General features: G+C 32.5%; 23 protein-coding genes and 1 pseudogene. 3 read left to right on the top strand and 21 right to left on the bottom strand.

What is annotated here, in order from left to right:
• Positions 1 to 688: 688 nt before the first annotated feature.
• From JEQ21_RS10290 to ltrA, 9 genes are all read right to left on the bottom strand, one after another.
• Positions 689 to 958, bottom strand: coding sequence for a recombinase family protein (locus JEQ21_RS10290; RefSeq protein ID WP_233340777.1), 270 nt, complete (start codon positions 956 to 958; stop codon positions 689 to 691).
• Between the two features lie 25 nt (positions 959 to 983).
• Complete coding sequence (locus JEQ21_RS06080) at positions 984 to 1,688, bottom strand: restriction endonuclease (RefSeq protein ID WP_199364548.1); 705 nt, start codon at positions 1,686 to 1,688, stop codon at positions 984 to 986.
• A gap of 196 nt (positions 1,689 to 1,884) precedes the next feature.
• On the bottom strand, positions 1,885 to 2,415 hold the full coding sequence (locus tag JEQ21_RS06075) for a hypothetical protein (protein WP_199364547.1): 531 nt from the start codon (positions 2,413 to 2,415) through the stop codon (positions 1,885 to 1,887).
• A gap of 117 nt (positions 2,416 to 2,532) precedes the next feature.
• Positions 2,533 to 3,699: an IS110 family transposase gene (locus JEQ21_RS06070; RefSeq protein WP_199364546.1), complete on the bottom strand. Its 1,167-nt coding sequence runs from the start codon at positions 3,697 to 3,699 to the stop codon at positions 2,533 to 2,535.
• A 556-nt stretch (positions 3,700 to 4,255) separates the two neighbouring features.
• Entirely contained in the window at positions 4,256 to 5,119 is an 864-nt protein-coding gene (locus JEQ21_RS06065) for an HNH endonuclease (RefSeq protein ID WP_199364545.1), read from the bottom strand.
• A complete protein-coding gene (locus tag JEQ21_RS06060; RefSeq protein WP_199364544.1) occupies positions 5,094 to 6,800 on the bottom strand; it encodes an AAA family ATPase in 1,707 nt (568 codons plus the stop codon). Before JEQ21_RS06060 ends, JEQ21_RS06065 begins: the two co-directional genes overlap by 26 nt.
• Positions 6,801 to 6,916: 116 nt before the next feature.
• Positions 6,917 to 8,245: a recombinase family protein gene (locus JEQ21_RS06055; RefSeq protein WP_442805119.1), complete on the bottom strand. Its 1,329-nt coding sequence runs from the start codon at positions 8,243 to 8,245 to the stop codon at positions 6,917 to 6,919.
• The gene (locus JEQ21_RS06050) at positions 8,172 to 9,413 is read right to left on the bottom strand and encodes a recombinase family protein (RefSeq protein ID WP_199364543.1); all 1,242 of its coding nucleotides are present in this window, start codon (positions 9,411 to 9,413) and stop codon (positions 8,172 to 8,174) included. The genes JEQ21_RS06055 and JEQ21_RS06050 overlap by 74 nt, the downstream gene beginning before the upstream one ends.
• A gap of 259 nt (positions 9,414 to 9,672) precedes the next feature.
• Entirely contained in the window at positions 9,673 to 10,950 is a 1,278-nt protein-coding gene (ltrA, locus tag JEQ21_RS06045; RefSeq protein WP_199364542.1) for a group II intron reverse transcriptase/maturase, read from the bottom strand.
• A gap of 517 nt (positions 10,951 to 11,467) precedes the next feature.
• On the opposite strand from ltrA, the pseudogene JEQ21_RS06040 reads away from it, so the two are divergent.
• Positions 11,468 to 12,385, top strand: a pseudogene (locus JEQ21_RS06040) (DUF2326 domain-containing protein); the annotation flags it as partial.
• A complete protein-coding gene (locus JEQ21_RS06035) occupies positions 12,375 to 12,584 on the top strand; it encodes a helix-turn-helix domain-containing protein (protein WP_199364540.1) in 210 nt (69 codons plus the stop codon). The pseudogene JEQ21_RS06040 and the gene JEQ21_RS06035, both read left to right, overlap by 11 nt.
• 93 nt (positions 12,585 to 12,677) lie before the next feature.
• On the opposite strand, the gene JEQ21_RS06030 is transcribed toward JEQ21_RS06035, so the two are convergent.
• From JEQ21_RS06030 to JEQ21_RS05985, 10 genes are all read right to left on the bottom strand, one after another.
• On the bottom strand, positions 12,678 to 13,886 hold the full coding sequence (locus JEQ21_RS06030) for an MFS transporter (protein WP_069986645.1): 1,209 nt from the start codon (positions 13,884 to 13,886) through the stop codon (positions 12,678 to 12,680).
• A gap of 57 nt (positions 13,887 to 13,943) precedes the next feature.
• Positions 13,944 to 15,191 carry an ATP-grasp domain-containing protein gene (locus tag JEQ21_RS06025; protein ID WP_199364539.1) on the bottom strand — a complete coding sequence of 416 codons (1,248 nt, stop codon included), beginning with the start codon at positions 15,189 to 15,191 and terminating at the stop codon, positions 13,944 to 13,946.
• A 182-nt stretch (positions 15,192 to 15,373) separates the two neighbouring features.
• Positions 15,374 to 16,285, bottom strand: coding sequence for a hypothetical protein (locus tag JEQ21_RS06020; RefSeq protein ID WP_199364538.1), 912 nt, complete (start codon positions 16,283 to 16,285; stop codon positions 15,374 to 15,376).
• A 3-nt stretch (positions 16,286 to 16,288) separates the two neighbouring features.
• Complete coding sequence (locus JEQ21_RS06015; RefSeq protein ID WP_069986556.1) at positions 16,289 to 16,891, bottom strand: ATP-binding cassette domain-containing protein; 603 nt, start codon at positions 16,889 to 16,891, stop codon at positions 16,289 to 16,291.
• The gene (locus JEQ21_RS06010; protein WP_069986555.1) at positions 16,891 to 17,649 is read right to left on the bottom strand and encodes an ABC transporter permease; all 759 of its coding nucleotides are present in this window, start codon (positions 17,647 to 17,649) and stop codon (positions 16,891 to 16,893) included. The genes JEQ21_RS06015 and JEQ21_RS06010 overlap by 1 nt, the downstream gene beginning before the upstream one ends.
• An 11-nt stretch (positions 17,650 to 17,660) precedes the next feature.
• Positions 17,661 to 18,596 carry a hypothetical protein gene (locus tag JEQ21_RS06005; protein WP_199364537.1) on the bottom strand — a complete coding sequence of 312 codons (936 nt, stop codon included), beginning with the start codon at positions 18,594 to 18,596 and terminating at the stop codon, positions 17,661 to 17,663.
• A 3-nt stretch (positions 18,597 to 18,599) separates the two neighbouring features.
• A complete protein-coding gene (locus tag JEQ21_RS06000) occupies positions 18,600 to 19,751 on the bottom strand; it encodes an ATP-grasp domain-containing protein (RefSeq protein WP_199364536.1) in 1,152 nt (383 codons plus the stop codon).
• A gap of 2 nt (positions 19,752 to 19,753) precedes the next feature.
• The gene (locus tag JEQ21_RS05995; protein ID WP_069986552.1) at positions 19,754 to 20,953 is read right to left on the bottom strand and encodes a hypothetical protein; all 1,200 of its coding nucleotides are present in this window, start codon (positions 20,951 to 20,953) and stop codon (positions 19,754 to 19,756) included.
• The gene (locus tag JEQ21_RS05990; protein WP_199364535.1) at positions 20,940 to 21,617 is read right to left on the bottom strand and encodes a PEP/pyruvate-binding domain-containing protein; all 678 of its coding nucleotides are present in this window, start codon (positions 21,615 to 21,617) and stop codon (positions 20,940 to 20,942) included. The genes JEQ21_RS05995 and JEQ21_RS05990 overlap by 14 nt, the downstream gene beginning before the upstream one ends.
• The gene (locus JEQ21_RS05985; RefSeq protein ID WP_069986550.1) at positions 21,607 to 23,001 is read right to left on the bottom strand and encodes a PEP-utilizing enzyme; all 1,395 of its coding nucleotides are present in this window, start codon (positions 22,999 to 23,001) and stop codon (positions 21,607 to 21,609) included. Before JEQ21_RS05985 ends, JEQ21_RS05990 begins: the two co-directional genes overlap by 11 nt.
• 44 nt (positions 23,002 to 23,045) lie before the next feature.
• Between JEQ21_RS05985 and JEQ21_RS05980 the strand changes: the two genes are divergently transcribed.
• A complete protein-coding gene (locus tag JEQ21_RS05980; protein WP_199364534.1) occupies positions 23,046 to 23,594 on the top strand; it encodes a histidine phosphatase family protein in 549 nt (182 codons plus the stop codon).
• On the opposite strand, the gene JEQ21_RS05975 is transcribed toward JEQ21_RS05980, so the two are convergent.
• Positions 23,578 to 24,147 carry a hypothetical protein gene (locus JEQ21_RS05975; RefSeq protein ID WP_199364533.1) on the bottom strand — a complete coding sequence of 190 codons (570 nt, stop codon included), beginning with the start codon at positions 24,145 to 24,147 and terminating at the stop codon, positions 23,578 to 23,580. The genes JEQ21_RS05980 and JEQ21_RS05975 overlap by 17 nt on opposite strands.
• A 2-nt stretch (positions 24,148 to 24,149) precedes the next feature.
• Positions 24,150 to 24,380 (bottom strand): helix-turn-helix transcriptional regulator, encoded by a 231-nt coding sequence (locus JEQ21_RS05970; RefSeq protein WP_233340776.1) that lies wholly within the window; start codon positions 24,378 to 24,380, stop codon positions 24,150 to 24,152.
• Between the last annotated feature and the right edge of the window lie 160 nt (positions 24,381 to 24,540).

Below are 24,540 nucleotides of genomic sequence, written 5' to 3'. Positions count from 1 at the left end.
CGTATAGAATTTTACTCTGTCGCAAAACTATTTTATTACATTTAGTTAAGTTCAAGCTTAACTTTTACTTTTTTATCAATTGCAAACTTAAGAAAGCACTGAATTAATTCAAAAACTTCACTAGTTTCTTCATAATCAAATTTCCGATTTTTATATAGCATCAAATCGTCGAAATACTCTCTTGGAGAAATTAAATACTCTTTCTGAGAAGTTCCATATATTCTTTCTAATTGATGATAATCCTTTGTAAAGCCTGACCATCCTTTATCAGTGATTACTGGTTCTTCAAAAATATCTGTAAAGTATCCCTCCCAAATATGAAGAGAATAATTCGGTTAACCATCAATTGATAAAACAATCTCTGGCTCTCCCTCATAGCCAGTATAAAACTCAAAATTATTCTTCATCCTTCCAATGTCCATTGTTTAATAACATCCTTTGTTCATTGGTCAACGTCCCAGCTTTCTTTGCACGAATAGCAATTTGCCACTCTTTTTTGAAGATACACCCATGGTTTTGTACTATAATACTTTTTTAATGAACGATTTTCCTCCCGAATCTTATTCCACTTCCATATAACAGGTTTGCGTTCTCACTCAATAGTTCTACAGCCATAACCACGTCTTTCTCTAGCGTTTCTTCATCAATATAATTATTCTGATAGCCAATTTATCCTTTGACCCTATAACTACCAAATATTACGTTTACCTCGACTGATGATCCAGTTCTTTCGACCAAAGGACGATCTACATTCTGCACAGAAGACCTTTGTGGTGAATGGATTATCGTCATTTTGCACGATGTAAGACTTCAGTAGATGATCCTCACGAAAGGCTTTCCTCCTTGCCAATTCCAACTGTACTAATTCCCATGTGTCTTTGTCAATAATAGCTTCATGACTATCTTCCACATAGTATTGGTTGACTTGACCATCATTAAGATCTCGTCTCTTTGTCAAAAAATCAACTCAATTCGCTCTAATCCTATCGTATATATAAATCAATATCCCATTGACTTAATTCAACAAAGTCTGACGTAAAATCCTTCAAATACACATGAACTTTATCATGTTCATTAAATTTTTTTATTTCTTTTAAATGCTCTTGAGAAACTCCCACAACAATAATGTCATTGTTATTTTCAAATTCTTGAGTTTTGTAATCTTCAGCCATTTTCTTACTTGAGAACAGAAAAATCTTATTTGGTAAAATACTATTTTGTTCCATAGGTGTATTACCAACTGTATTCATTAACATCCAAAATGGATCTCCAATTGTATTGAAATCCGGTTTTAAGTATTTAATATATTCAGACATCGCAAAAACAGCAAATTCTTCATATTTTACTAATTTAATTCCATTATACTCTGATACCTTGCGCGCTCCTTTTTGAAACTTACTTTCTGCAGAAACAAATATGCCACTAATTCCACCAATATGATTCAATTTATAGTCAAAATTTCTTAATTCACCCACATTGATTGGATTTTTCCAATTTTTACACTCTATACCCACCTGGTAGGATATACCGAAATGTTCAAATGTGTACAGAACATCTATTTCATGAGTTGTTCCATCATCGCCAGGTATTTGAACTTTAGTGTTGATTTTTGCATTTACTCTCTCTTTCTTTGAAAGCCATGAGCAAATATCTGCAATTACTTTTTCAAAGTCCTCACCTTTTCCCACCAGTTTCACCTCACATATATTTCTCTAATTGTTTTATATTCAACATCATGCATTTCTACACGATAATTCATTGAAGCAGATTGTTGCTTACTTGGACGAATAATACCTAATCTATATGGATACCTCCCTGTTTCAACGAGAGAAATTAGATAGCACAAATGTTTCTGCGAAATGCCAAAAACAGCATAGCCTTCTTTCAGTTTACAACAGGCCTCTGCAATTTTTTTGATGTAAAGAGTGGCAAAGAGTTTTCTATAACAAAATAATTTCCTGTATTATTTTTAGTACGTTCATCAATCTCCATTAGAGTCCAAAAAGGGTCACCTATAACATTTCTATCAGGTAAAATTTGACCAAGAGATTGGAGAACATTTTTTCTAGTTTCTTCCATCATATCAAAATGTATAACTTGAATACGTCTATTTTCAGCAATATTCAATGCTTCATCATCTATTTTATTGTTATAATATAGAACCCCTTTAGGAAAATAGCCTAAATCCTTTAAGAGATTGTCAAACTGCCATACATCCTCAGCTTTTACAATTTTACTATCTATTGTTTTTATAACTGTTCGTTCTAAATTATTCATTTGAACAAATTCAACATAGATATCTATTTTATGTTCAATAATTTTTCCCTTAACTCTAATATTTTTAAAAAGTTTAGGTTTGATGATGTTTTCTTTTTTCATCCTGTAATCGTATAGAGAAAATACTAAATCAGTCAACTCCATTTCCTGAGTTTTATTGCTATCTACAGAATTTTTATTTGAAAATAACACAGTAAAAAAGCGCAAAAAAACACTATCTGTGTTATACTTAAGGTGAACATATTTAAAGATGTCTTAAGGGTGTTGCCGCATCCCTAATGCTTTTTCTGGCTCATAAGTTTGATGTGTTTCCAAAAGTTTATAGACAATTCTTAGTATCTTATGAGCACAAGCGATAACAGCCTTCATCTTACTTCCTCTTTGGGAAACTCGATTGTATAAAGATGAGAAAGCTGGATCTTTGGAGTGACCTGCTATCATACCCGAGATCGTTAAGGCATGTTTTAAGTATTTATTTCCTTGCGTTATTCGCGAGGATTTTTTAATACCAGCACTTTCATAGGAACCTGGACATAGACCAGCCCATGAGGCTAGGTGTCCATCTGTTGGAAATGCATCTACATCAGGACCAATTTCTGCTAAGATAACAGCAGCTGCATTTTCACTTATCCCAGGTACAGTCATTAATAATTGATATTCTTCGGGGAAGTGTTTATTTATATAGGATTTAATATGCTTATCCAAATCCTCAATGAGACTCTGTATCATGCGATATTGTATTAGACTTTGTGACATGAGAAAACAGTCCTCGCTGGAGAGTTTTCCATTCATGGCTTCAACCAAGTCTATAGCTTGAGCTTTGACACGGCCGTGCATACAAGCTCGAACACTCTCTTCATCAATGACTTCTCCGTTTATGAATAATTCCAGTAAAGCCTGACCGGTTTTTGAAAATATGTCAGAAAGGAAGCTTGTTAATTTAATATTGGATCTCTGAAGAAGATTATGAATCTCATTTTTAATCTGAGTAAGGCTCTCTTTATAGGAGCGATATCTTCGAGTTAGTAGCCGAAGCTCCATAACTTCAGGTGTGGGTAAATAGGATGATTCAATTAAACCACAGCGGCCCAGTTGTGCTAACCATTCGGCATCTTTCATATCTGTTTTCCGGCCCGGAACATTTTTGACTCGTTGTGGATGTGCCAAGGAGAATTCCAAACTAGATTCAGAAAAAATATTAAAGACAGGAATCCAGTACTGTCCAGTACTTTCCAAAAAGACATGCGTTACTCCGTGATCGAGTATCCAATCCAAAGCCCCTTGTAGGGAGCGAGTTGTCGTTCCAAAGGATTTCTGAAATTTTTTTGGTTTATTAGTATCTAAAGGCCCATCTAAGATACAGCAGACAATAGATTTTTGGTGAACATCAATTCCACAACAAGTTTCAACCATAGCTTCCATATGAAAAGCCTCCTATTCTATTATTTGAACAATCGAATAAGAGGCTGTTTTGTAATTTTATTTTCACGCTCAAGGCGTATTCGAGTTATCTCATGACTCTTATTCATCCAGTTTTTGTTACAGGCTCGGCAAAGCCCTAATAAACTTACGGATTTGTATTGCTCATCTTTATTATATACCTGAACTTATTTTCCGTCATGAGTTAGCAGGCGAAGCCTGCTTGGAGTTTTTGTTGTATTCACCTTTTTAAAAATATTTTTAACAAACCTGATTAACATAGCTTATATCCTCGTTTTTTATAAAAATATATCTTAATTTTTGACTACACCATATTCAGTATTCCCCTCAACATAATGTATACTTGACAATTAAAAGTCATTTTGACATTTTTAAATCGTTATACTGACAGGAGAAACAAGCTAATTACATTTTTCTAACAAACCAACTACTTCTATGTGTGCTGAGAGCTTACTTCTATACTAATAGACGAAAAGGTAGGGAAGTGATTTTAGAATGATACTGTGGAACGGAAACTAAATAAATTTAAAGAATTTTGTTAAGAAATATTTTTAATATCATTTATTGTAATTTTCTCTGATTCTATATTATCAATGAACTCTTGGTAAAATGCAATGATAAAAGAATTATTACTATATTGTTTCTGTCTACTTCGAAGCACTTTCTTTAATTGCCCCAGGAAGAATTCCTTACCTGCTTCACAATCCTCTTTCCACTCCAATATACATTCATTAATTAGTTCGATACAGTAATCTGAATATCTCTTGTTTAAATCCAAAATATCAAAAAGTTCATTTAATCGTCGTGACAATCCATACTCATATGAAGATTGTCCAAATGGGACAAATGAAAAATCAACACAAATAACCTTGAAACCTTTTATATTATCAATTTTCAAATGACACTTTATAAAATTATACTCATTAAATTTTTCAAAATAAGGGTGAATAAAACCATTAGTAGAAGCATTTTTCTTTGAGTTACATGTTGAACAACATGAAATTAAATTGGTAGGTACGACTGCCAAATATCCAAACTTTGATTTTGGTAATAAATGATCCAATGAATCATTGCCTGACCTTTTCTCACAATAGATACATTTACTGTTACTCACCGTTTCTAGCAAATATTTCTTAACATCACTAGTTGATGAACTTTTTTTAAACCGTTCAAATAATTTATCAAAATCTTCAGATTTTAAACTATTATCCTCCAGATATCTACTATTTGTATACTTCTCTATTGAGTTCATGCTAGCAAAATAAAAATATCGACATTCTTCATTTATTATTTTAGGATAAATACCAATAAATTTGTCTTTAATGGGAGAAGTTTTCATGTTACTACAAAACCGAAGATAAAAGTCAGTGACTCTACTAGTCGGAATAATCGTACTCTTCACTTACAACTCCATTTCTTTTGTTTAATAACTTATTTACCAGTAAACTTTTTCCAAGGGAACCAAAATAATCTAGGTAAGTATCCAAAGTTTGTTCTTCTGAAACAGAGCCTTTGATTATATTGTCAATTACAGTGATAAAGCCAGATTTTTCAGTTTCAAGAGAAAAGACTTCGGTCATCAACGAACTGATACTCTGGCCAAATGTCTCAACTTCTGGTCGTTCAGCGATTAAAGTGCTTCCGATTCTACTTATTTTATGTACAGTTGTAGATTGTAACTCTTGCAAAACTACAGGAGAATGAGTTGCTAAAATGGCTACACCATTTCTTTGTATCATCAATTCTGATAAACATCTAATAAAACTACTTAACAGAGGAGGATGGAGATATAACTCAGGTTCATCTATAATAACCAGTACTTTTTCTTCAGCAAGCTCAATCATCCGGGTTAAAGATAACATCACAATTTTATGCCCAGAGCTCAATTTTTCAAAGAAATTATAAAATGTTCGAAGATATTCATTGCTTTCTTGTTCAAGAAAATTGCTCACTAAGCTAATACAATCTAATTCAGAAAATATTGGATCCGAATACAAAATCCTCATCATTTTGGTCCAGAGGATTGGTTTCCTTTCAAGGCAATTTAATAGACTATCCATAAATATCCAAGTCCAAGGATTCGGCCTTTTAACTTTTTCAACTTCCTCAGTTTTTTCAGTAATTCTAATATCTGTACCATCTTTAGTTTCAATAGTATCTTGATTGGAGATTTCCTCTGGTGAAACACATTCACCGGCTTCATTGATAAATTTTAAACGGTTAATTTTTGCATCATAATACTCATTAAAATCCATATCAGGATACTTTTCTTTACAAATACTTAAAAGAGTTGAACTATATGTTATTGGGATAAAGGACATCCCTTCTTTACTATAATTTGATTTTATATCAGGTTTTTCATCAAAAATACTATAACTAAAAAATAATATATTTGAGAAAAAATCATGGATTTTTTCAATCCCAGCCCAAACACCCTCACCAGTAATAAACTTGGATGCATCTTCATCTTTTATACTTATGAGCAAATCCTTTAACAATGTAGACTTCCCAACACCATTTCTTCCAACTATAGCATGTACATTTGTTGGAACAGGTTTCCTTGATGGATCAATATTAAATTCAAGTTTACAACTTTCGTTAGGCACAAAAGAAAAGGAGAAATCTTTCGGCTCTGAGATGCCTTGAGTTAGTCTTCGAAAGTTTCCCTCAATCAAGGTATTTCTAATTCCCCTACTCAATGAACTAATAAACGGATCTAAGTTTTTTACATCGTTATAAATTCTATCATCCGCAGCTACATCTCGAATTGATCTATAAAAATCATTTCTTTCTAAATCACTGCTAAAATTATCTAAAATATTTTTATAGTATTCTGAATCCGTACCTAAAGAATAAAATTCGCTGCCAAGAAATTCAAAATTATCTGGTAAATTTGGACCACCTGTTTCGAGGCCAGTCTCAGCAATTTTAGTTTCGCCTAACTTAATTACCGTGCTGCCTTGTTTCAAATATACACGATACTTTGTATTATATTGAAACCAGTCATCCCAAGCAGTATGAATTAAGTAGATTTCGTTATCATTGATAATTTCAGTGGTACTTTTTACAACGTTAAATCTCATTCTTCACTCCTACCATTCAGCAAAATTTCTATTTGCTATTGGTATTCTACCACAAAAACGCAAAAAAGGCTGTAACAACAATGGTTTCCCACTGTCGTTACAGCCTCTCGTCTACTTTATAAATCTACTTCAGTTCCTTCCAGGAAGCGAACGGTAATTTCACCATCAAGTCCTATCCTGACATGGTCTAGCACTCGGCACATATCTAAAGGGTTAAAAGCTATCTGCTCCTGCCTAAGCAGGTCACTCAATGCCATGCTGTAGTGCTTATCAAGCAGTCGATTCTCTGCTAAGATTTTCTCCCACTTGCCATCAAGCAAATCAATGTTCTCGCTCAGTAGCTCTAATGCCTTTAGGAAAATCTGCTTAAGTGTCGCCTCATCCAAATGGCTACTGTAACACCCTTCCACTCCCTTTATGCGATAGCGGTTGTTACATTGCCAAACCTTGCGTTTACCTCGACTGGTTGCCCAATTCTTCCGTCCAAAGGCTGACCCACAGGCTCCGCAGAACACTTTGGTGGTAAAAGGGTTATCCTCATTCTGCATAATATAGGTCTTAAGCTGATGCTCTTCTCGGTAGGTTTTACGCCTGGCGATTTCTAATTGAACAGTCTCCCAAATTTCCTCATCAATGATGCCATCATGGCTGTCTTCCACATAGTATTGGTTAACCTGACCGTCATTTTGAACTCGTTTCTTTGTCAGAAAATCAACGGTATAAGTTTTCTGGAGTAAAGCATCCCCTTTGTATTTCTCGTTCTGAAGCATTTTGAGAATGCTACTTGGATACCAGTTGGCTTTTCCTGACCAGCCCTTGATATCTTTGGCGTTGAGTTCCTTGGCAATGCTTTCTGGACTGTAACCTTTTAAGAACTGGCTATAGATGTATTTAACAACCTCAGCTTGCTCTGGATTAATGACTAACCTACCATTCTCATCCTTGTCGTAGCCCATGAACTTGGTCGTATTGACTTGAACAATGCCACGTTCAAATTTCTTTCGAATTCCCCATGTAGAGTTCTCTGAAATGGAGCGTGATTCGTCTTGGGCAAGTGAAGATAAAATAGTTAAAAGTACTTCTCCTTTGGAATCTAGACTATCGATATTCTCTTTTTCAAAGGTAACACCAATCCCAAGCTCCTTAAGCTCTCGGACATACTTGATACAATCCAAGGTATTTCTAGCAAATCGACTAATTGACTTGACCAAAATTCTATCCACCTTACCTGCCCTACAATCTTGTATCAAGCGGTTAAAAGCATCACGTTTTTTTGTATTGGTTGCTGAAATGCCTTCATCCGCATAGATATCTACAAGCTCATAATCCTCATGCTTTAAGATGTAATCTCGATAATACCTGACTTGGTTCTCATAGCTTGATAGCTGTTCGTCTTGGTCGGTGGACACCCGACAATAGGCGGCTACTCTGATTTTCTCTTTGATATGGTGTAGCGTTGTTACCTGTACCTTCTTTGCTGGAATAACTGTAATGTTTTTGCCCATCTTCAATCCTTTCTATTACGGTTACTGCTGTCTGTATTTGCCAATCATTTATATCGTTTTCAGGTACTCTCATCCCTTGACAGGAAACTTTACCCTCTTTAATATACTTAGAACAACACCAGACAATCTTTCCCTTGTAGGAAACCTGTCGCTTGAGAGTTGAGCTACAATATTGACATTTGAGGAGACCTGTAAAACGATAAATTTTATTCGTCCCTTGATTCCGACTGTTTTGGTTTAATTTCTCCTGAACCACTTGCCAGTCGTCCTTTGAAATAATAGCCTCATGGTTATCTTCAATAAGATATTGTTCCACCTCTCCTTCGTTCAAGCGTTTCTTGCCGTTCACACCATCTTGAAAATATTTTTGAAGAAGAGCAGAGCCCTTATACTTTTCATTTCTTAGAATATTTCGGATAGTGGTGTCATACCACTTTGCTCCTGTAACGGTAGGAACTTTCTCGTGATTGAGTTGCTTGGCGATGCGATGAAGACCCATACCATCCAAATAGAGATGAAAAATCCGTCTCACAACCAAAGCTTCTTCCTCATTAATAACCAACTCTCCCTTATCATCCACATCGTAACCCATAAAACGCTTGGTATTGATAACCATTTCTCCTCGTTGAAACTTTTTTTGAAAAGCCCAACGCTGATTAGCGCTCATACTTTCTAATTCTTCTTCAGCTAGACTAGCCAAAACTGAAAGCATGACCTCTCCTTCACTCGAAAGTGTATTGATGTTCTGTTCTTCAAAATAGATTCCAACACCAAATACTTTCAACTCACGACTAACTTCAAGTATTGTCATGGTGCTCCTCGCAAAGCGTGAGATAGACTTGGTATGTATCAAATCTATTTGCCCCTTCCGACAATCCTCAATCATAGCTTGAAAGCTAGGGCGATAATCAGTTGAACCTGAAATCCCCTTGTCGTGATAGACACCCACAAAGGTAACATCATCTCGATTGCCATATAGATTTGTAAAATAAGCTATCTGATTCTCAAGGGAATCCAACTGACTACTGTTAGTGGTCGATACCCTAACATAGGCACAGACTCGTTGTTTTTTAGGGGTGTGTTTTGCCTTAATTAACTTTACCGTCATTTAATATCCTCCCTATGTACAGCACACTATATATCACTCTAAAGCCTCAATAAGTCAAGTTATCAGCTAACTATATCCCTCTACCTATTAGGGGAACAAAAATGCGATTTAGTCTAAACTATGAAAAAAATTTTCCGTTGTTTTAACTCTTATTACTTTACTAAGTAGGTTTGAGTCAGAAATTTCCTTAGGAAATCGAGTAGAGACTAATGGATAGTCCCTCTCACACCACCGTGCGTGCCGTTCGGCACACGGCGGTTCAGTTAACTTTTAACGCATGTCGTTTTAAGTAGTAATCGAGACAGCTGACCAGTCCTCGTTTGGCGAGGACTGGTTTTGATATTGCTCTCTTTAATACTGACTTTTGTGCTACTAGTTGATAATGGTCACCCCAACCTGACACTTTGTCCGCTATCCATCTAGGAACTCCGAGTTTCAGTAAGCCCCATAGGCGACCTGACTTCTTTTTCCACTGTTTCCAGATAATTACTCGTATTCTCGTTCGAAGTCGCTCATCTACTTTTGACATCACCGTTTTCATGTCCGTGATTGAAAAGTAGTTGACCCAACCTCTGATGACAGAGTTTAATAGTGTGATTCGTTCACTCAGGCTGATGCTCCATTTCCTAGAAGTCAGTTGCTTAAGTTTCCTTACAAACTTCTGCACACTTTCTTGGTGAGGGCGACTACGCCAGCCCTTTGGAGATTTCCAGAAGCCATAGCCTAGGTACTTCAGTTTTGTTGGTCGGACAATTTTTGTCTTTTCCATGTTCACCTTGAGGCCTAGTCGTTTTTCTATAAAGTGACTGACCGAATGCATAACCCTCTTTGCCGCAGCTTCACTTCCGACTGTGATAACACAATCATCCGCATAGCGTACGAAACGCAGACCCCGTTTTTCCAACTCCTTGTCTAGTTCATGAAGCATGATATTAGACAAGAGCGGTGAGAGGTTTCCCCCTTGAGGTGTTCCTACTAAGGTTTTCTGGCGCTGACCATTTATCACAACTCCTGAATGAAGGTATTTTCGGATAAGTGACTCAGTATCTCCATCCTCGATGACACGATGTACCAAGGACATGAGTCTGTCTTGTGGGACTGTATCGAAGAACTTCTCTAAGTCTATGTCTACAATCCATTCGTAACCATCATTCAGATATTCCAGTAATTTGACCAAGGCTGTCTCACAAGAGCGATTGGGACGGAAGCCATAGCTATAGTCCGAAAATTGACTTTCAAAGATTGGACTTAAAACCTGTACGATGGCCTGTTGAATTATCCTATCCATCATGCTTGGAATACCTAGCTGACGGACACCTCCATTAGGTTTCGGAATCTCAACTCGCAATACTGGCTGAGGTTTATACTTTCTTTCCAATATCTGCTTTTTGGTTTCTCGCCAGTGCTCTCTCAGGTAATCATCAATCGTATCAACTGTGACACCATCAATACCTGCAGAACCCTTGTTGGCTTTGACCTGCTTATAGGCTTCGAGAAGATTGTCTCTCGATAATATCTGGTCTAGTAGTTTAGACATGTGTGTATTCCTTTCTTGTTTCGCTATCTGTAGGACATCTTAAATTGGTGGACCTTCCTCTAGTCAATACGTGACTGCCTCCAGTTCTATCAGACCCTTAGTGTTACAGATACAAGTGAAGTAGGTATACTTCGGTTAACTGTTCACCCCTTCGCTCCACTTCCATTACAGAAGTTTCTTCACTACTATGGGTTCGGCTGACTTCTTGTCGTTCGTTGTTACTAGGCTATTACCTCGACAAGACCTCACGGGATAAGTCGTACATCTTTCCTCGTTTACTCTCGTGATTTACGCACATAGGTTACGACTACCTTCTTGGACTTTAGAGTTCTATGCCTCCTTATCCGCTATGTACGCCTTAATATCACGTTTCTATTCGTAGAGCCACGATTTCGCTATCCCTTCCTCTCCCCGCTACCTCACGATAGTCAGGCTTGGGAGTCGCTATTGGGTTCACCGGTAGCAGGTGCCCACAGAGGACTTGCACCTCAGATGTACGACATGCCCGTCGTACATAAAACTCCAGCTTAGAAATACTAAGCTGGACCTAGAAAACAGTCTTCGTGACAAGCAAAGACGCCTTAAACTATTGGATATTAGCATCGAATTTGGCTTATATCCAACTGAATCTGACTTAACAGAGCTTCAACAATACTTCCCAGATACTAATCTCAAAAAATTATATGAAGTTGAAGCCTATCATAAAAAATTAGCAAATATATTGGATTCTGAATTTTCAACTGAGCGTGAATCACTAATAGCTGAAATTGACGAATTAGAGAGTCAATTAACAACTCTAAACCAAGAACTTCAAGAACTAGGAAATATCCCAAATCTTTCAAGTGAGTACTTAAAAAACTACTCTAAGCTAACATCTACAATCAATGCACTGAAAGAACAAAACGAGGCCTACTTAAAGGAAACTAGTCTATCCAAAGAAAAATCAGAAGCCGACGCTGACTTGAAACGTAGTACAGAAGATATACTTCTGGATTTAGAAGTAAAAATCAATAGCAAGATGCGTGAATTCAATAACATTCTGTATCCAGATATTCGCAAAGCTCCTCAAATTAATCTAAAAGCTTACAATAGCTACTCCTTCTATACTCCAGATGATGATGGTACAGGAACGAAATTCAAAGGAATGATATTATATGATTTAGCAATACTTTATCTAACTCATCTTCCAGCACTTGCCCACGATTCATTACTCTTAAGTAATATTAGTTACCAAGCAACCGAAGCCCTTTTGAAGCTCTATGATCAATCAAAATCATTGAATAAACAAGTATTCTTAGCCTTCGATAAAGCAAGCTCATATTCTCCAGAAGCGAATAAACTCTTGTCAGAAAATATTGTATTGAGACTTTCAAGTAACGGAAATGAACTTTATGGTATTTCATGGAACAAAGGAGAAAACTCTGATGAAGTTTAGCTACAATAAATTATGGAAACTACTAATTGATAAAGGATGGACTAAGTCAGAACTTCGTAAAAAAGCAGGAATCAGTTCTTCCACCATCGCAAAGTTAGGAAAAGGAGAAAATGTTACAACAGATGTACTTCTGAAGATTTGTATAGCACTTAATTGTAGAATTGAGGCCATTATAGAAATTATAGATAAAAATGAATAGTCGTCAAAAAGCACTTCATTGATACAAATTATCAATGAAGTGCTTTTAAATTCTTTCGAATCCATATACCTAAATTTTACTTAGTTAGAACTGTCAACTTATATTATATCTCTTGAATAAAGCTCCAAAGACTAGTGATAACACAGTGATGGATCCTCCAATAATGAAGAGATTAAAGGTATTATTAGGATTTAAAACAACTGAGAAGAATCCAGTCCCAACCGGCATAAGAAGTATAGCTACCGTAAAAATGATGCCAAAGACTCTACCAAGAAACTCATTATCTACATCTCTTTGAACGATAGAGAAAAATTGGATATTAAAAATAGATAGAAATAGACTAAACAGTGCTGGAGACAAGGCTAGAACAATGACATTGTGGAATATAGAATAAATCGGAGTAGATAGCATTAACATAATACCCGAACACGCTAATAGGAGCATTAAACGTTTACTTGATAAAGATTTATTGACAAAACCACTTAATATTGCTCCAATAAACCCACCAATTGCTTCTGCTGTTAAAAATGTTCCATAAAGCCTATCTGATATTTCTCCAAACATTTGATTACTATAAGGTAACAATAAATTATAAGCTGCTAGAAGAAAATTAACTAAGGCAGAGAGAATGATAATAACAAATATTGGCTTATGGTTGTAAACATACTTGAACCCTATTTTTAAGTCGCTAAAGACTCCACCTATTGTCATTTTCTCCTTTGTGACCACTTCTTCATTAATCGGTACAATAAAGAAAATCAGCGACGCAGCAATCAAAAATGAGAATCCATCTAATAATAATACACCATGTATGCCCAAAATATTATATAGGAAAATTGCTACCATAGGAACTGTTACTTTAATTACAGTACTTGTTGTCTCTAGCAATGAATTAAGTTGTGATATACTATCCTTTTTTACAATTTCTTTTGTAAATGCTTTATAGGACGGTCCAGAAAAAGCACTCATAAATGCCAAGATAACATTCGCTAATACAACTGCATATGTCAGCCATTTTTCTTTAAAAATAAATGAAAGAATTACACAAGCGATACCACATAAAATATTTGTTCCAATAATGATTTTCTTTCGCTTGAAGGTATCTGCAATAACCCCACCAAATAGATTGAATAAGATTCCTATCATACTTTCCGAAGCTTGATATACCGCAACTAATGAAAAGGTCGTTGGGTTAATCCCAGCAAGGAAAGTATTGTTAGCAAAATCAAACAGGACATTACCTATTTCAGATATAGATTTACTGCTTAATATGAGTTTTATATTTCTATTTTTCATTTTCATCAATACATAGTAAATTATTGCTTATTATAGAACTATTTTTCAAAGCAGTGTTTTATTTTACTGCTGTATACTATTGTCTAGATATATTTTCGATTGTTTTTCTTGTACAAATCGAATATTTTTAGAATACTCTTCTAATGTTTCACTTATAAAAATGCAGTAAAATGTTGATTCTGCTACAGACTGTGCAGCATTAGTAATTTCATCTTTATAGACAAAGCATCGGGACTGTGTAATCCAAGGAATATTTTCAAAGTTTGGTACCCACTTGACCTCCCCATCCCTTCTAGGTGCTTGATAATATGTTGAGATTTTACTAGGTAAAAGTAAGTTAGAAGATATTAAATCTGAATCACTTAAAAACAGTAGTTGCCAATACTCTTCTAATATATTTATATTAAAACTTTCTTGGATTAAAGTAGGAATTTTACCACCTCCAAATCGTTTTCCAACTTCACAAAAAACAATTTTTTCTGAGTTAATATCGTAGAAAAATTCAAAGTGGAATGGAGTCAACTCATCAGTAACTGTTAAATGAGTTAATATTTTTTTTACTTCTTCCTTTACCATATTAAGAAATTTTATATTTGAGAAATAAGCTGAATGAGTGTGTACCACAATCGGCTTCCCATCAATAAGTGAATCAAGTACAAGTTCTTGATATTCATGGAAAAAAATTCGCTTGATATTACTTCCAATAGAATATCCATCACATGTTAGCATTTTACTCATTGAAATACGCTCCTCAATAATATAATTTTCTAGCCAACTCTCCTCAAAGTATTCTTCTACAACCTCCGATCTATTAATTTTTTTTATTCCAGCACTTCCAGCACTATCTCTAGGTTTTACAATAGCTGTATCTACCGTAGATTTTTCAAAAAACTTTCTAATATCATCGATATCTGTAATAAGTCTAAAGTAAGGCTGCTTTACAATGTCTATTAAGAAACTACGCATTACATACTTATCTTTAAAGGAGATATTAGATGAGCTTACCGAATTCCTAGAAACAAAGTAATCATTTAATAAACCTGCTACTGTCATATCTTCTTCACAGAGAGTAGTGATAGACTCAATATTGTACTTTTTTGATAGTTTTCTTACTACTCTAACTATTTCTGGCAGGACATAATCATCAATATATAAAATATCACATTTATAAAAATTGTTTTTAATTAATAAATCATCAAATTTTTCTTTTAATGAACTTGGCTGTATTAATATATATCCCCGTTGAATATTTTTAACCAGATCTTGTATCTGAATAGTATTAGGTGTATACCTGTTGAGTATTAATTTCATTTTTTAATAACTTCCTTTTCTACATATTTAAATTAACTTCTTAATAAAGCAGTACTTAAAATTATCGATAAATAACCAGTAAAATATCTCAGAAAGACAAATATCTTAAAATTTCACTGCAATAAATTTACTGTAAAATAATTGCTAAGTCCCCCATTTATTACCTATTTTCCACCAAATTATCAATCTTTTATTTTCAAGTATTCATTAACAATATCATCTTGAAATTCTCTTCTTAACTTAACACGATTATCATCAAAATAACTAGAGTTCCTTTTAACTAATAGAAATTCTCCATTATCAATGAAAAAAGTATCACTCGCACCTCCATTTAATGAATTCCTTTTACATACAACATTAATACATAACTGACCTTCATTATCAAAATAAATCGTAAGAGAATAGTTACTTCCTTCTGATTTTAATTTATTTTTTTTTTCGTATTCCTCGCTAAATTTTCCGACTATTTTATGTATTTTCAATAAATATTTTGTTAATTTAGAAATATCAACATAATTTAAAGTGTATTTTGTTACTATTACTACTCCCAAAGGTGTATCCTTTTCTCCAATATTCATAGACAAAATATCTAAATTAGTATTTTTATCATTTTTTAATTCATTGTAAAGTAGAACGCTCATTTCAAAAATAGAGTTGTCAATAGTAAACTCCTTCTTAATTAGTCCATTCGTCCGAAAATCTAAAATAGAGATTGTATTAATATGTATATGAAAATTATCTTTAGACATAGTGGACATTTCACTTATATTTGTAGAGTAATTATATATAATACGTGTTGTCCCACTGATTAAATTATATTTTTCTTGAATCCAGGGTTCCTGTAATATACCAAATAGTTTTATCGATTCACAAAGTAAAAATTTTAATCTTTTATATGTCATAGATTTATATTTCGGCATAAAATCGTATAACATTAAGTCATATATAGAGTGAGGATTCGTTTTATCTAGAATTCCATACTTTTCTTTTTCTGAAAAAAATAATTCTCCTCCTAGATTAATTAATTTTTCTTTTTGATATAATTTTTTCTTTCCTATTTTGTTTACTGCATATTCATAGCCTGTAACAATCATGTTTTAATTCACCTTCATAAGAGTGGGAGGAGTTCCAGACAGTTGAAACTCTTGTTCACACAGTTCCTTGCTTTCAGCACTGTTATGTGTAACCATAATAATACTAAAATTTTCCATTTTTTGAATTCTCTTTAACATTGTAATTGTAGCTTTTTTGGTTTTTTCATCTAGTCCATTAAAAGGTTCATCTAATACAAGAATATCTGGTTTCATCAATATAACCTGAGCTAAACTTACTCTTTGCTTTATTCCTCCTGATAGCTCATACGGATATAATTCTAAAAAATTTGAAATTTTGAATTCATTTACGAGTCTTCTATAAATTTCTTGATCTTCTGAATCTCTAATAAGTAACTTTAGCTGCTCCCTGACATTCAACCAAGAAAATAATATTGGATGCTGATCCATCTTTACGTACTTTTCTCCACATCTAACTACTTCACCTTCAAAATCTGTTAAATTACCGCAAATAATGTCTAACAGAGTTGTTTTTCCAACACCTGATTGCCCCATAATGGAGATTGACTCTCCTTTTCCGATTTCTAAATTAATATTACTAAATAAGACTTTTTCATTAAAAGACTTTTTGACATTGATTAACTTCATTACTTGTACCATTCCTCAAAAAGATATTTTCTAAAAGTTTTTTCAAATAAAATTTTGTAGGTTTTTAATGTGATTACTCCCGCTAATATTAAAAATATTATTCCTATAAACATTTCTTTATAATTTACTACTGAGAATGCATTCCAAATATAGTATCCTATCCCCTCTAAACCTAGTAAACTTTCTGTAGTAATTACACTCATCCATGCTGAACTCAAAGCTACTGCTCCCTCTGTAAAAATTGAGGGAGTTAAATAGGGCAAAAATAATATTTTTATTTGGTCTAATTTAGAATCACTAATATTTTTTACGATAAATACATAGCGTTTCGGTATATTATCTATTCTAAAAATCATATTTGAAACAATCGGAAGAAATGAAGAAAGACAAGTTACAATCATTAATACAGTTCCAGATTTGTAAACCAATAGACTTATAACTGGTATAAATGCCATCAATGGAATCGGTTTCAAAGCATTGATTAACGGGGAAATTGTTCCTATTATCTTAGGGTAAAAGTATGAACTAATAGAAGCTACTACTGCTAGTGTTACACCAACACTTGTACCGATCAATACTCGACTCAAAGTATTCAATAACATATTAAGTAGGTATTCTTTATCTAGATATACAATAAAGTATGTGAACAATTCTGTTATTCGAGGAATATTTGAAAACTTTAAAAATAAATCTAAATCATACTTAGATACTAATTCTAAAAAAATGAACAAAACAATAATTTTACTAAATTTTTTCATGACTAAGATACCTATTCACTCATAACATAGAAAAAATCATTATCATATTCATAGTCTATAAGATTTCTTTTTTTCAAAAAATCATACGATGATTTGAAAGTTTTCAGTTCACCATTACCAATATAACTACTATTAAATGTTATATTATTTAATGTCTCGGTAACAATATTTTTCTGAAATCCAGTATTTTTAGACAATATATCAATGGCCTCTTGCCTATTTTGACTAATCCAATCATGGGTTTCCGACAACGTTTCAATAAATATATTTAAAAATTTCTTTTTTAACTTTTTATTATTCTGAGACTCACTATTAATTACTACAGCACTTAAATAATCAATATTGGTATTAGTTCCATCATAAACTTTCTTTATCCCCTTATTCTCCAAGATAGAAACATAGGGTTCCCAAACAGAAATGATTCCTACCTTTTTATTATCAAAAGCCTGTAATCCTGATGCAAGATCTTGGTAAGTAGTCTTCCCTGAAAAATAGTAGTTTAACAATCGTTCTGCACTAGAACCATAGGCAGTAGTTGCACTATTTGACACTCCATTACTAAAAATTGCCTGTCCTCGTCCCCCAATGCCTCGTCCATCTATAGCAATAATTTGTGGAGAAAAGTTTTTATTTTGAAAATTTTTTGATAACAGAGCTGGCATATCCCCAACGAAAGCAAAATCTATCTTTTCACTAATTAATCCATTGATTAGTGGCATACCTGTTGGGGAATCAATCCAATTTATTTTAAAATTATACTCTGGAAATGAGTCATTTAGTCTCTTTTCTAGCTCTCCAGAATTTTTCATTACAATAGCCCCCCAAGTAGCTGCAGTGGGTGATTGATATCCTACATTTAAAGTAATCGTTTTCTTATCAGTCATTTTATTAAAGCTAATCAAGAAGATAGATACTATTAAACCAAAAATTAAAAAATATTTTTTCATCTATTATTCCTCTATTCTTATCAATATAGACTCTGCATTTCTCTTTGCATTTCTAAGGGCTTCTTCCGCAGTCTTTCCTTCAGCAATAACATATCCAAATCTACTAAAAGAGGAATTTGTTCCTCCAAAATAATCTCCTACACTATAAAAAATTTCGGATTTAATCACTGAGCTATCAAGATTTTTTAAACAGTATTCTTTTAATATACCTTTTCTAGATATACAGATAAACCAAATTGCTACATGTTTCTGAACTGTGATGAGTCTCGGATTATCAATTTTCATTCGGAAAGTACTTTTAATTACATTTTTTATAAATCCATATCCAGTACTGTATTCAATCATTTCTGGAATATAATCACCACCCATTCTAGTATGAGTCTCAATGATGTTAATTTTGTTATTATCTAGAATCTTTAATTCTGTATGAGTTACTCCATCAGTAAATTTGATTTGATCCAATAAAACTTCAACACTTTTGGTAATCTTGAATCTCAATTCACTTGGCACTTGAAACAATGGCATATGTCCAATCTCAACAAAATCATTATTTACAATTTTTTTGGTAATAGAAATAATATGATGTTGTCCATGTTGGCTTAAGGTTTCAATACTAAATTCTTCTCCTTCTATGAATTCTTCAATCAGCCAAATACCTTTATCCAAAAAATCAAAATTCTTGGGATTTTTGTAAATATTACTGCTACCCCAAGAATTTACCGGCTTGATAATATACTTATTATATTTGGGTAGAATATCATTTTTATTTCTGCTTGTAATTAAATCATATTGTACATTTCCTAAAATAGTCCCTTCTAACGCCGTTCTCAATTCATATTTATTTCTGCTTTTTTTTATAGATTCTAAATTTATAAACTTAATATTAGTTTTATCAGCAATCATTGAGGCGATCTCTTGATGCAATTCTCCAAAAGCTCCTACAAAACTATAATTAAAAATTTCTTTTATGTAGACTGCTGTCTTTAAAATCTCCTCAGTCATTGAAAAATCAACACCAATTATTAAATTATAAAGTTCACTACTCACAGTTAACTTATTTTTGTCCTGCAGCAAAATTATATCAAAACCCATTTCTTTAATAGTTTTGTGCAAAATCTTCATTCCGCCAACAACTAAAACTGTCTGTTTTTTCATGATTACCTAATCCTTTTTTGTTCAGAATTTTTTAGAAATTCTAAAACATTTGAAATATTGTTATTTGAAAATTTATAACACTCATTTCTAAACCAAAATTTATTTTCTATATTTGGAATATTTAATATCTCTGGTCCGCCCTTACTATTTAATAATTTAGCTTGCATTTTAGAAAGTCCAAATCTATCATGTAATAAGCTAAAGTCTGTATTTCCGTTTCTATCTAAATATTTTTGTACATTCTTCATAATTAAATCATGATTTTCATTCAGAGTATTGTAATCTTTAATAAAATTTTCCAGTATACTCACCTCATTATTAACAACTGTCATATCATTCAAAAAATTCAAAATAGCTTTTACTATTGACTCAATCTCTAATACATTAAACTGTTGACTAGTTTCCTCAACAAGCATCTTCATAATCTTTTTTGTAATATATCCCTGTCCAGAATTTGTTAACTGAATGCCATCAACATATAAAATAGCTGCAGATTTTAATAAAACACATACTCGTCTGCATGTTTCTAATTCTTGGTTTCTTAACACCTTTGATACTGACTTATATACGAAATCATAATATATGTCATTAAACCAATCCTTTTTTCTACTCGCCACGAACGATAAACGCTCTAAAAATAAAGCAGAATCAACAAAAACACTATCATTATTTTGTAAAAATCCCAAAGTTGCTATCGGAATCACCCCTCCATTATAAGGAATAAAAACCTTTAAATATTGGCCACTTTCAGATTTTCCGAGTCTTAAAGGAATATCTTCTTTCCAACACAGTCTATTATTAATATTTATATCTAAATCATCTAAGCAGTCGGATACTCTTCGATTGTTTGGACATAAAAAGAAAAGAGCCTCTTTTTTTATGTTTACGTGTGAAATTAAAAAATTAATAATTGAACTAATTGCTTCTTCTACAGAGTTTTCACAACTATTGAAAATGCTTAACATTGTCTCATAAGGTGTCGCTAATGGATATTTTCCAATATCATCCAAACGATTTGAAGAAAATATTTTTTGATAACAAACTTTTTTTACACTTTTAGACTCTAAAAGTTCTTTATTAGCCATGATACTAGCTGACACTAAAACATTCCCAATCTGGGATTCTGCTAAATTTTTTTCTGCTAATAGCTGATACCCTAACTTATTAAAATAATTAATAAATTCTTCCTTATACAAACTCATTATACGTTCCCCCTATTGTTTTAGTTAATGGACGAACCTGAAAAATATATACAACATTCCCTTCGGCTCCCCATTCAATATCCAAAGGCATCATAAATTTTATATTCAACTTTCTGATTTGATTTAAAAGTTCTCTCATCATAATATCTTTTGGGTGAGAATCTGTTTTATTATAAACTAGAAATTTTTCTACAACACCACTGACAACATTACTTGAAGTATTGGATAATTCAACAAAAATACTTTCACCTTCTAAAAAGACTACACCTCCACTGCTCATCTTCTCCAGAAATGGCTGAACGACTAGACTAACTACGGTTTCATTTTTAAATGAGTTTACAACATCTAAAAATGCTTCAGAAAACTCTATATAATTCTGAGAGGTCACTTTGCTACTATAAAAACCTGCATTACTTTTCTCATATAAATCTTCATAAATAGAACTACTTCTAATAATAACCCTTCCGTTACCTCGAAACTTTCTTTGCACTAGATTAAATAAGTGTTTACATGCATCATTTCTATTTTCATCCGTACAAAAATAGAAGCAAATACCATCCAATACATTAACACCTTCTATGGTATATATTTGAGATAAAAAATTTGCTTTATTTCCAAAATTTTTATCCTGTATATTGTTATTTGAAATATCCTTATAATACATGTATTTCCCCCTCGTTACCATCTAGCAACACCTCTACATTATTTGGAATTTTTTTGAATAAATCTTGAATTCCTATAATACAAGGTTTTCCATATTCTCTAGAGACAATAGAAGCATGACTAAGTATTCCTCCTTCTTCAACAAGAATTCCTTTTGAATTCAATATTAAATCCATAACATTAAAATCTGTCCCTTGAATAACTAAAATTTTATTTTTTACTTCTTCTACAGTTAAATTAGGATTATAGTGTATTGTTTTGGCCACAATTTTCCCTTTACTCACTGGAATGCCATGAACTAATTTTTGGAATCCAACTTGGTGTTTATCAAAACTGAATTCACCATTTTTAATACTTACCGTTTCTTTTCTTTCAAAGATATATTGTTCATCAACTTTTTCAAAATTAATATCTATCTTCTCTCCCAAACTCAAAGAATATATTTCTTGTAGAGTACATCTTGATAAAAGATCTCTTGAAATATTAGTTTTTTTACTAATTATCATAAGCAGTCTATTCCGAATAAAGGAGACTTTTCCCATTAAATGTTTATTTTGATCTCTAAATTCCGATACCAATTTTGTAAACATTCTTAAATCTTCTAAAAAAATGTCATCTGTCTCAAAATTTGAAATACTAGTATTCCTATCCGATAAATACTGTTCCCGTTCTAAAATATTGCTATTAACTAATTGCTGCAGTTTATTCCTAACGACTTGATCAACATCAATAGAATAATCTCCATACGCATAACTGATATCTTTATACTTACTGAGATAATTACTTACAGCTTCCTCAATAGATATTAAATTATTTGATATTTTCATTGATTCAAGTATTAAAAAATTATCTGCTTCAGAAACATCTGAGTGTCCTGTATCAATATATTTTGCAATATACTTTTTATAATCTAGACCATATTTTTCTTTAAGTCTCTCCGTAAGTGCATAAAACAAACCTTGTTCAATTTGTACCAAATTCACCTTGTATATATTATTAAGTGCAGAAAAGTGCAAATCAATAAGTAACTTTCCTAATTCCTCTAGCGATTTTTCAAATAAATTTATATTTTCTAGGTCCGATAGATAATTTTTAAAGACTTTTTTATCAAATGACAAATATCGCAATAAATTCTCTCTAAATTCTTTATCGCAAGTTAAAAATTTATTTCCAACATATTTTCTAATCATTTCCCACTCATATTTCGGTGCATAGCTTGAAAATATGCCATTTTCAAATATAGAAATAGTATGTCGAAATCGAACAGGATTTATGGTATAATCGTGTTGATTATATAAATCATGTAAAAATTCTGCTGTTATCAAATCAGTGACTTTTCTATAGTTTATTAAGATAAAATCATTTTTATTATTTCTAAAAAGCATTCTAAATTTCCTTCTATCATATTCTATTTTTAAAGGTAAACATCATGAACAATACGTATATCTTACTTCGTCATGCACATTCCTCCTATACAAGTGACGATTATAATCGACCTTTATCAAATAAGGGGATACACTCGCTATCAAACTTAGATTTTTTAAATGACTATAACATTGATTGTTACTTTTCGAGTCCATTTAAAAGAGCCTTTGATACCTTATACAGATCACCAATAAATTTCGGTAAAATACATATCGATGATCGCCTAAAAGAAAGAGTACTATCTTCTTCATATGTTGATGACAAAGACTTTAAAAGTGCAATTAAATATCTATGGGAAAACACCTCCTATTCTCTACCTGGTGGAGAGTCAAATGTCACTGCTTTAAACAGGATATTAGATTTTTTAAATAATCTAGAACATAAGTACTCGAATAAAACAATTCTAATTAGTTCTCATGGTAATATTATTGGAATCTTACTCAACTATTTTGATTCTACTTTTGATTACAAACAATGGGAGGAGATGACATTTCCTGACTGTTTTATAATTAATAAAAATTCCTCTATCAAGAGAATTATGAAAAAATATTAAAAAAATTAACAACTCTATTTGCTTGAGCTATATTCTTATTACATTCAAAGCTGTTTGTGCAGATATAGCTTCCTCTAGAAATTTCTTTTTTCTTAGTCCTAATTTTCGCATAAAACATACTTACTTTCGATAACTCCCCACAAATACTACAGTACCCATTATGATATATTGGTGAAACTCTACCTTTAATAGTATCTATTTTGATATCCTGAAACATGGATCTATCTATAATCAGTATCTTTTGTAAGTCTTTCTCAAAAAATAAAAAAGTTGTTAATTTCATGTCAGCATTTAGATTATTATCCGATGATTTATAATTTTTTATTTGTTTCCTGAGTTTATTAGATAATTGAAATGGTATTGTTTTTTTGTAAGCAGTTTCCATTAAATATTCCATTGAACACTCCTCTTTATAAAATAAGTTCAATAATTCGATAGAATCTTCATCATCTAATTTCCTCAAGTATTCTTCTAAAAGAATACTTTGCTTATTTTTGCTTTTTGACAATGCAAAAATTATTTTTTGTAGTTTAATATACTCAAATGTTTTCATCTCTACTCTTCCTTTATTTTTGTATCATGAGGTAACATATCTTCTTTTTCAATGACAATTAAATCTTCCATGGCTACGCATAATTTCTTTGATAAGTGATACAGTATAAAAACTGATGGAATAATCTCACCTTTTTCAATTCTCAAATAGTGTCTTCTAGAACATAGATTAGAGTATAAATCTTTCTGTGTGTAATTTTGAAGCAATCGATACTTCCTTATTAGTAGCCTCATAAGTTCAATTCCTTTATTGATAATTCTACCAATTGGTGTTAGTATGATTTCATGGACACGATTTGGTAGAATTATCTCAAACCAAAGGAGAAGTCCATATGTCACAAAAGTATAGTAAAGAATTCAAAGAAACCATCGTAAGCCTTTATGAAACCGGTAA

Origin of the sequence: Streptococcus sp. 121 (assembly GCF_016458205.1) — a bacterium.
In the GTDB taxonomy this organism is placed as follows: domain Bacteria; phylum Bacillota; class Bacilli; order Lactobacillales; family Streptococcaceae; genus Streptococcus.
This window is presented reverse-complemented; position numbering and strand designations above follow the sequence as displayed.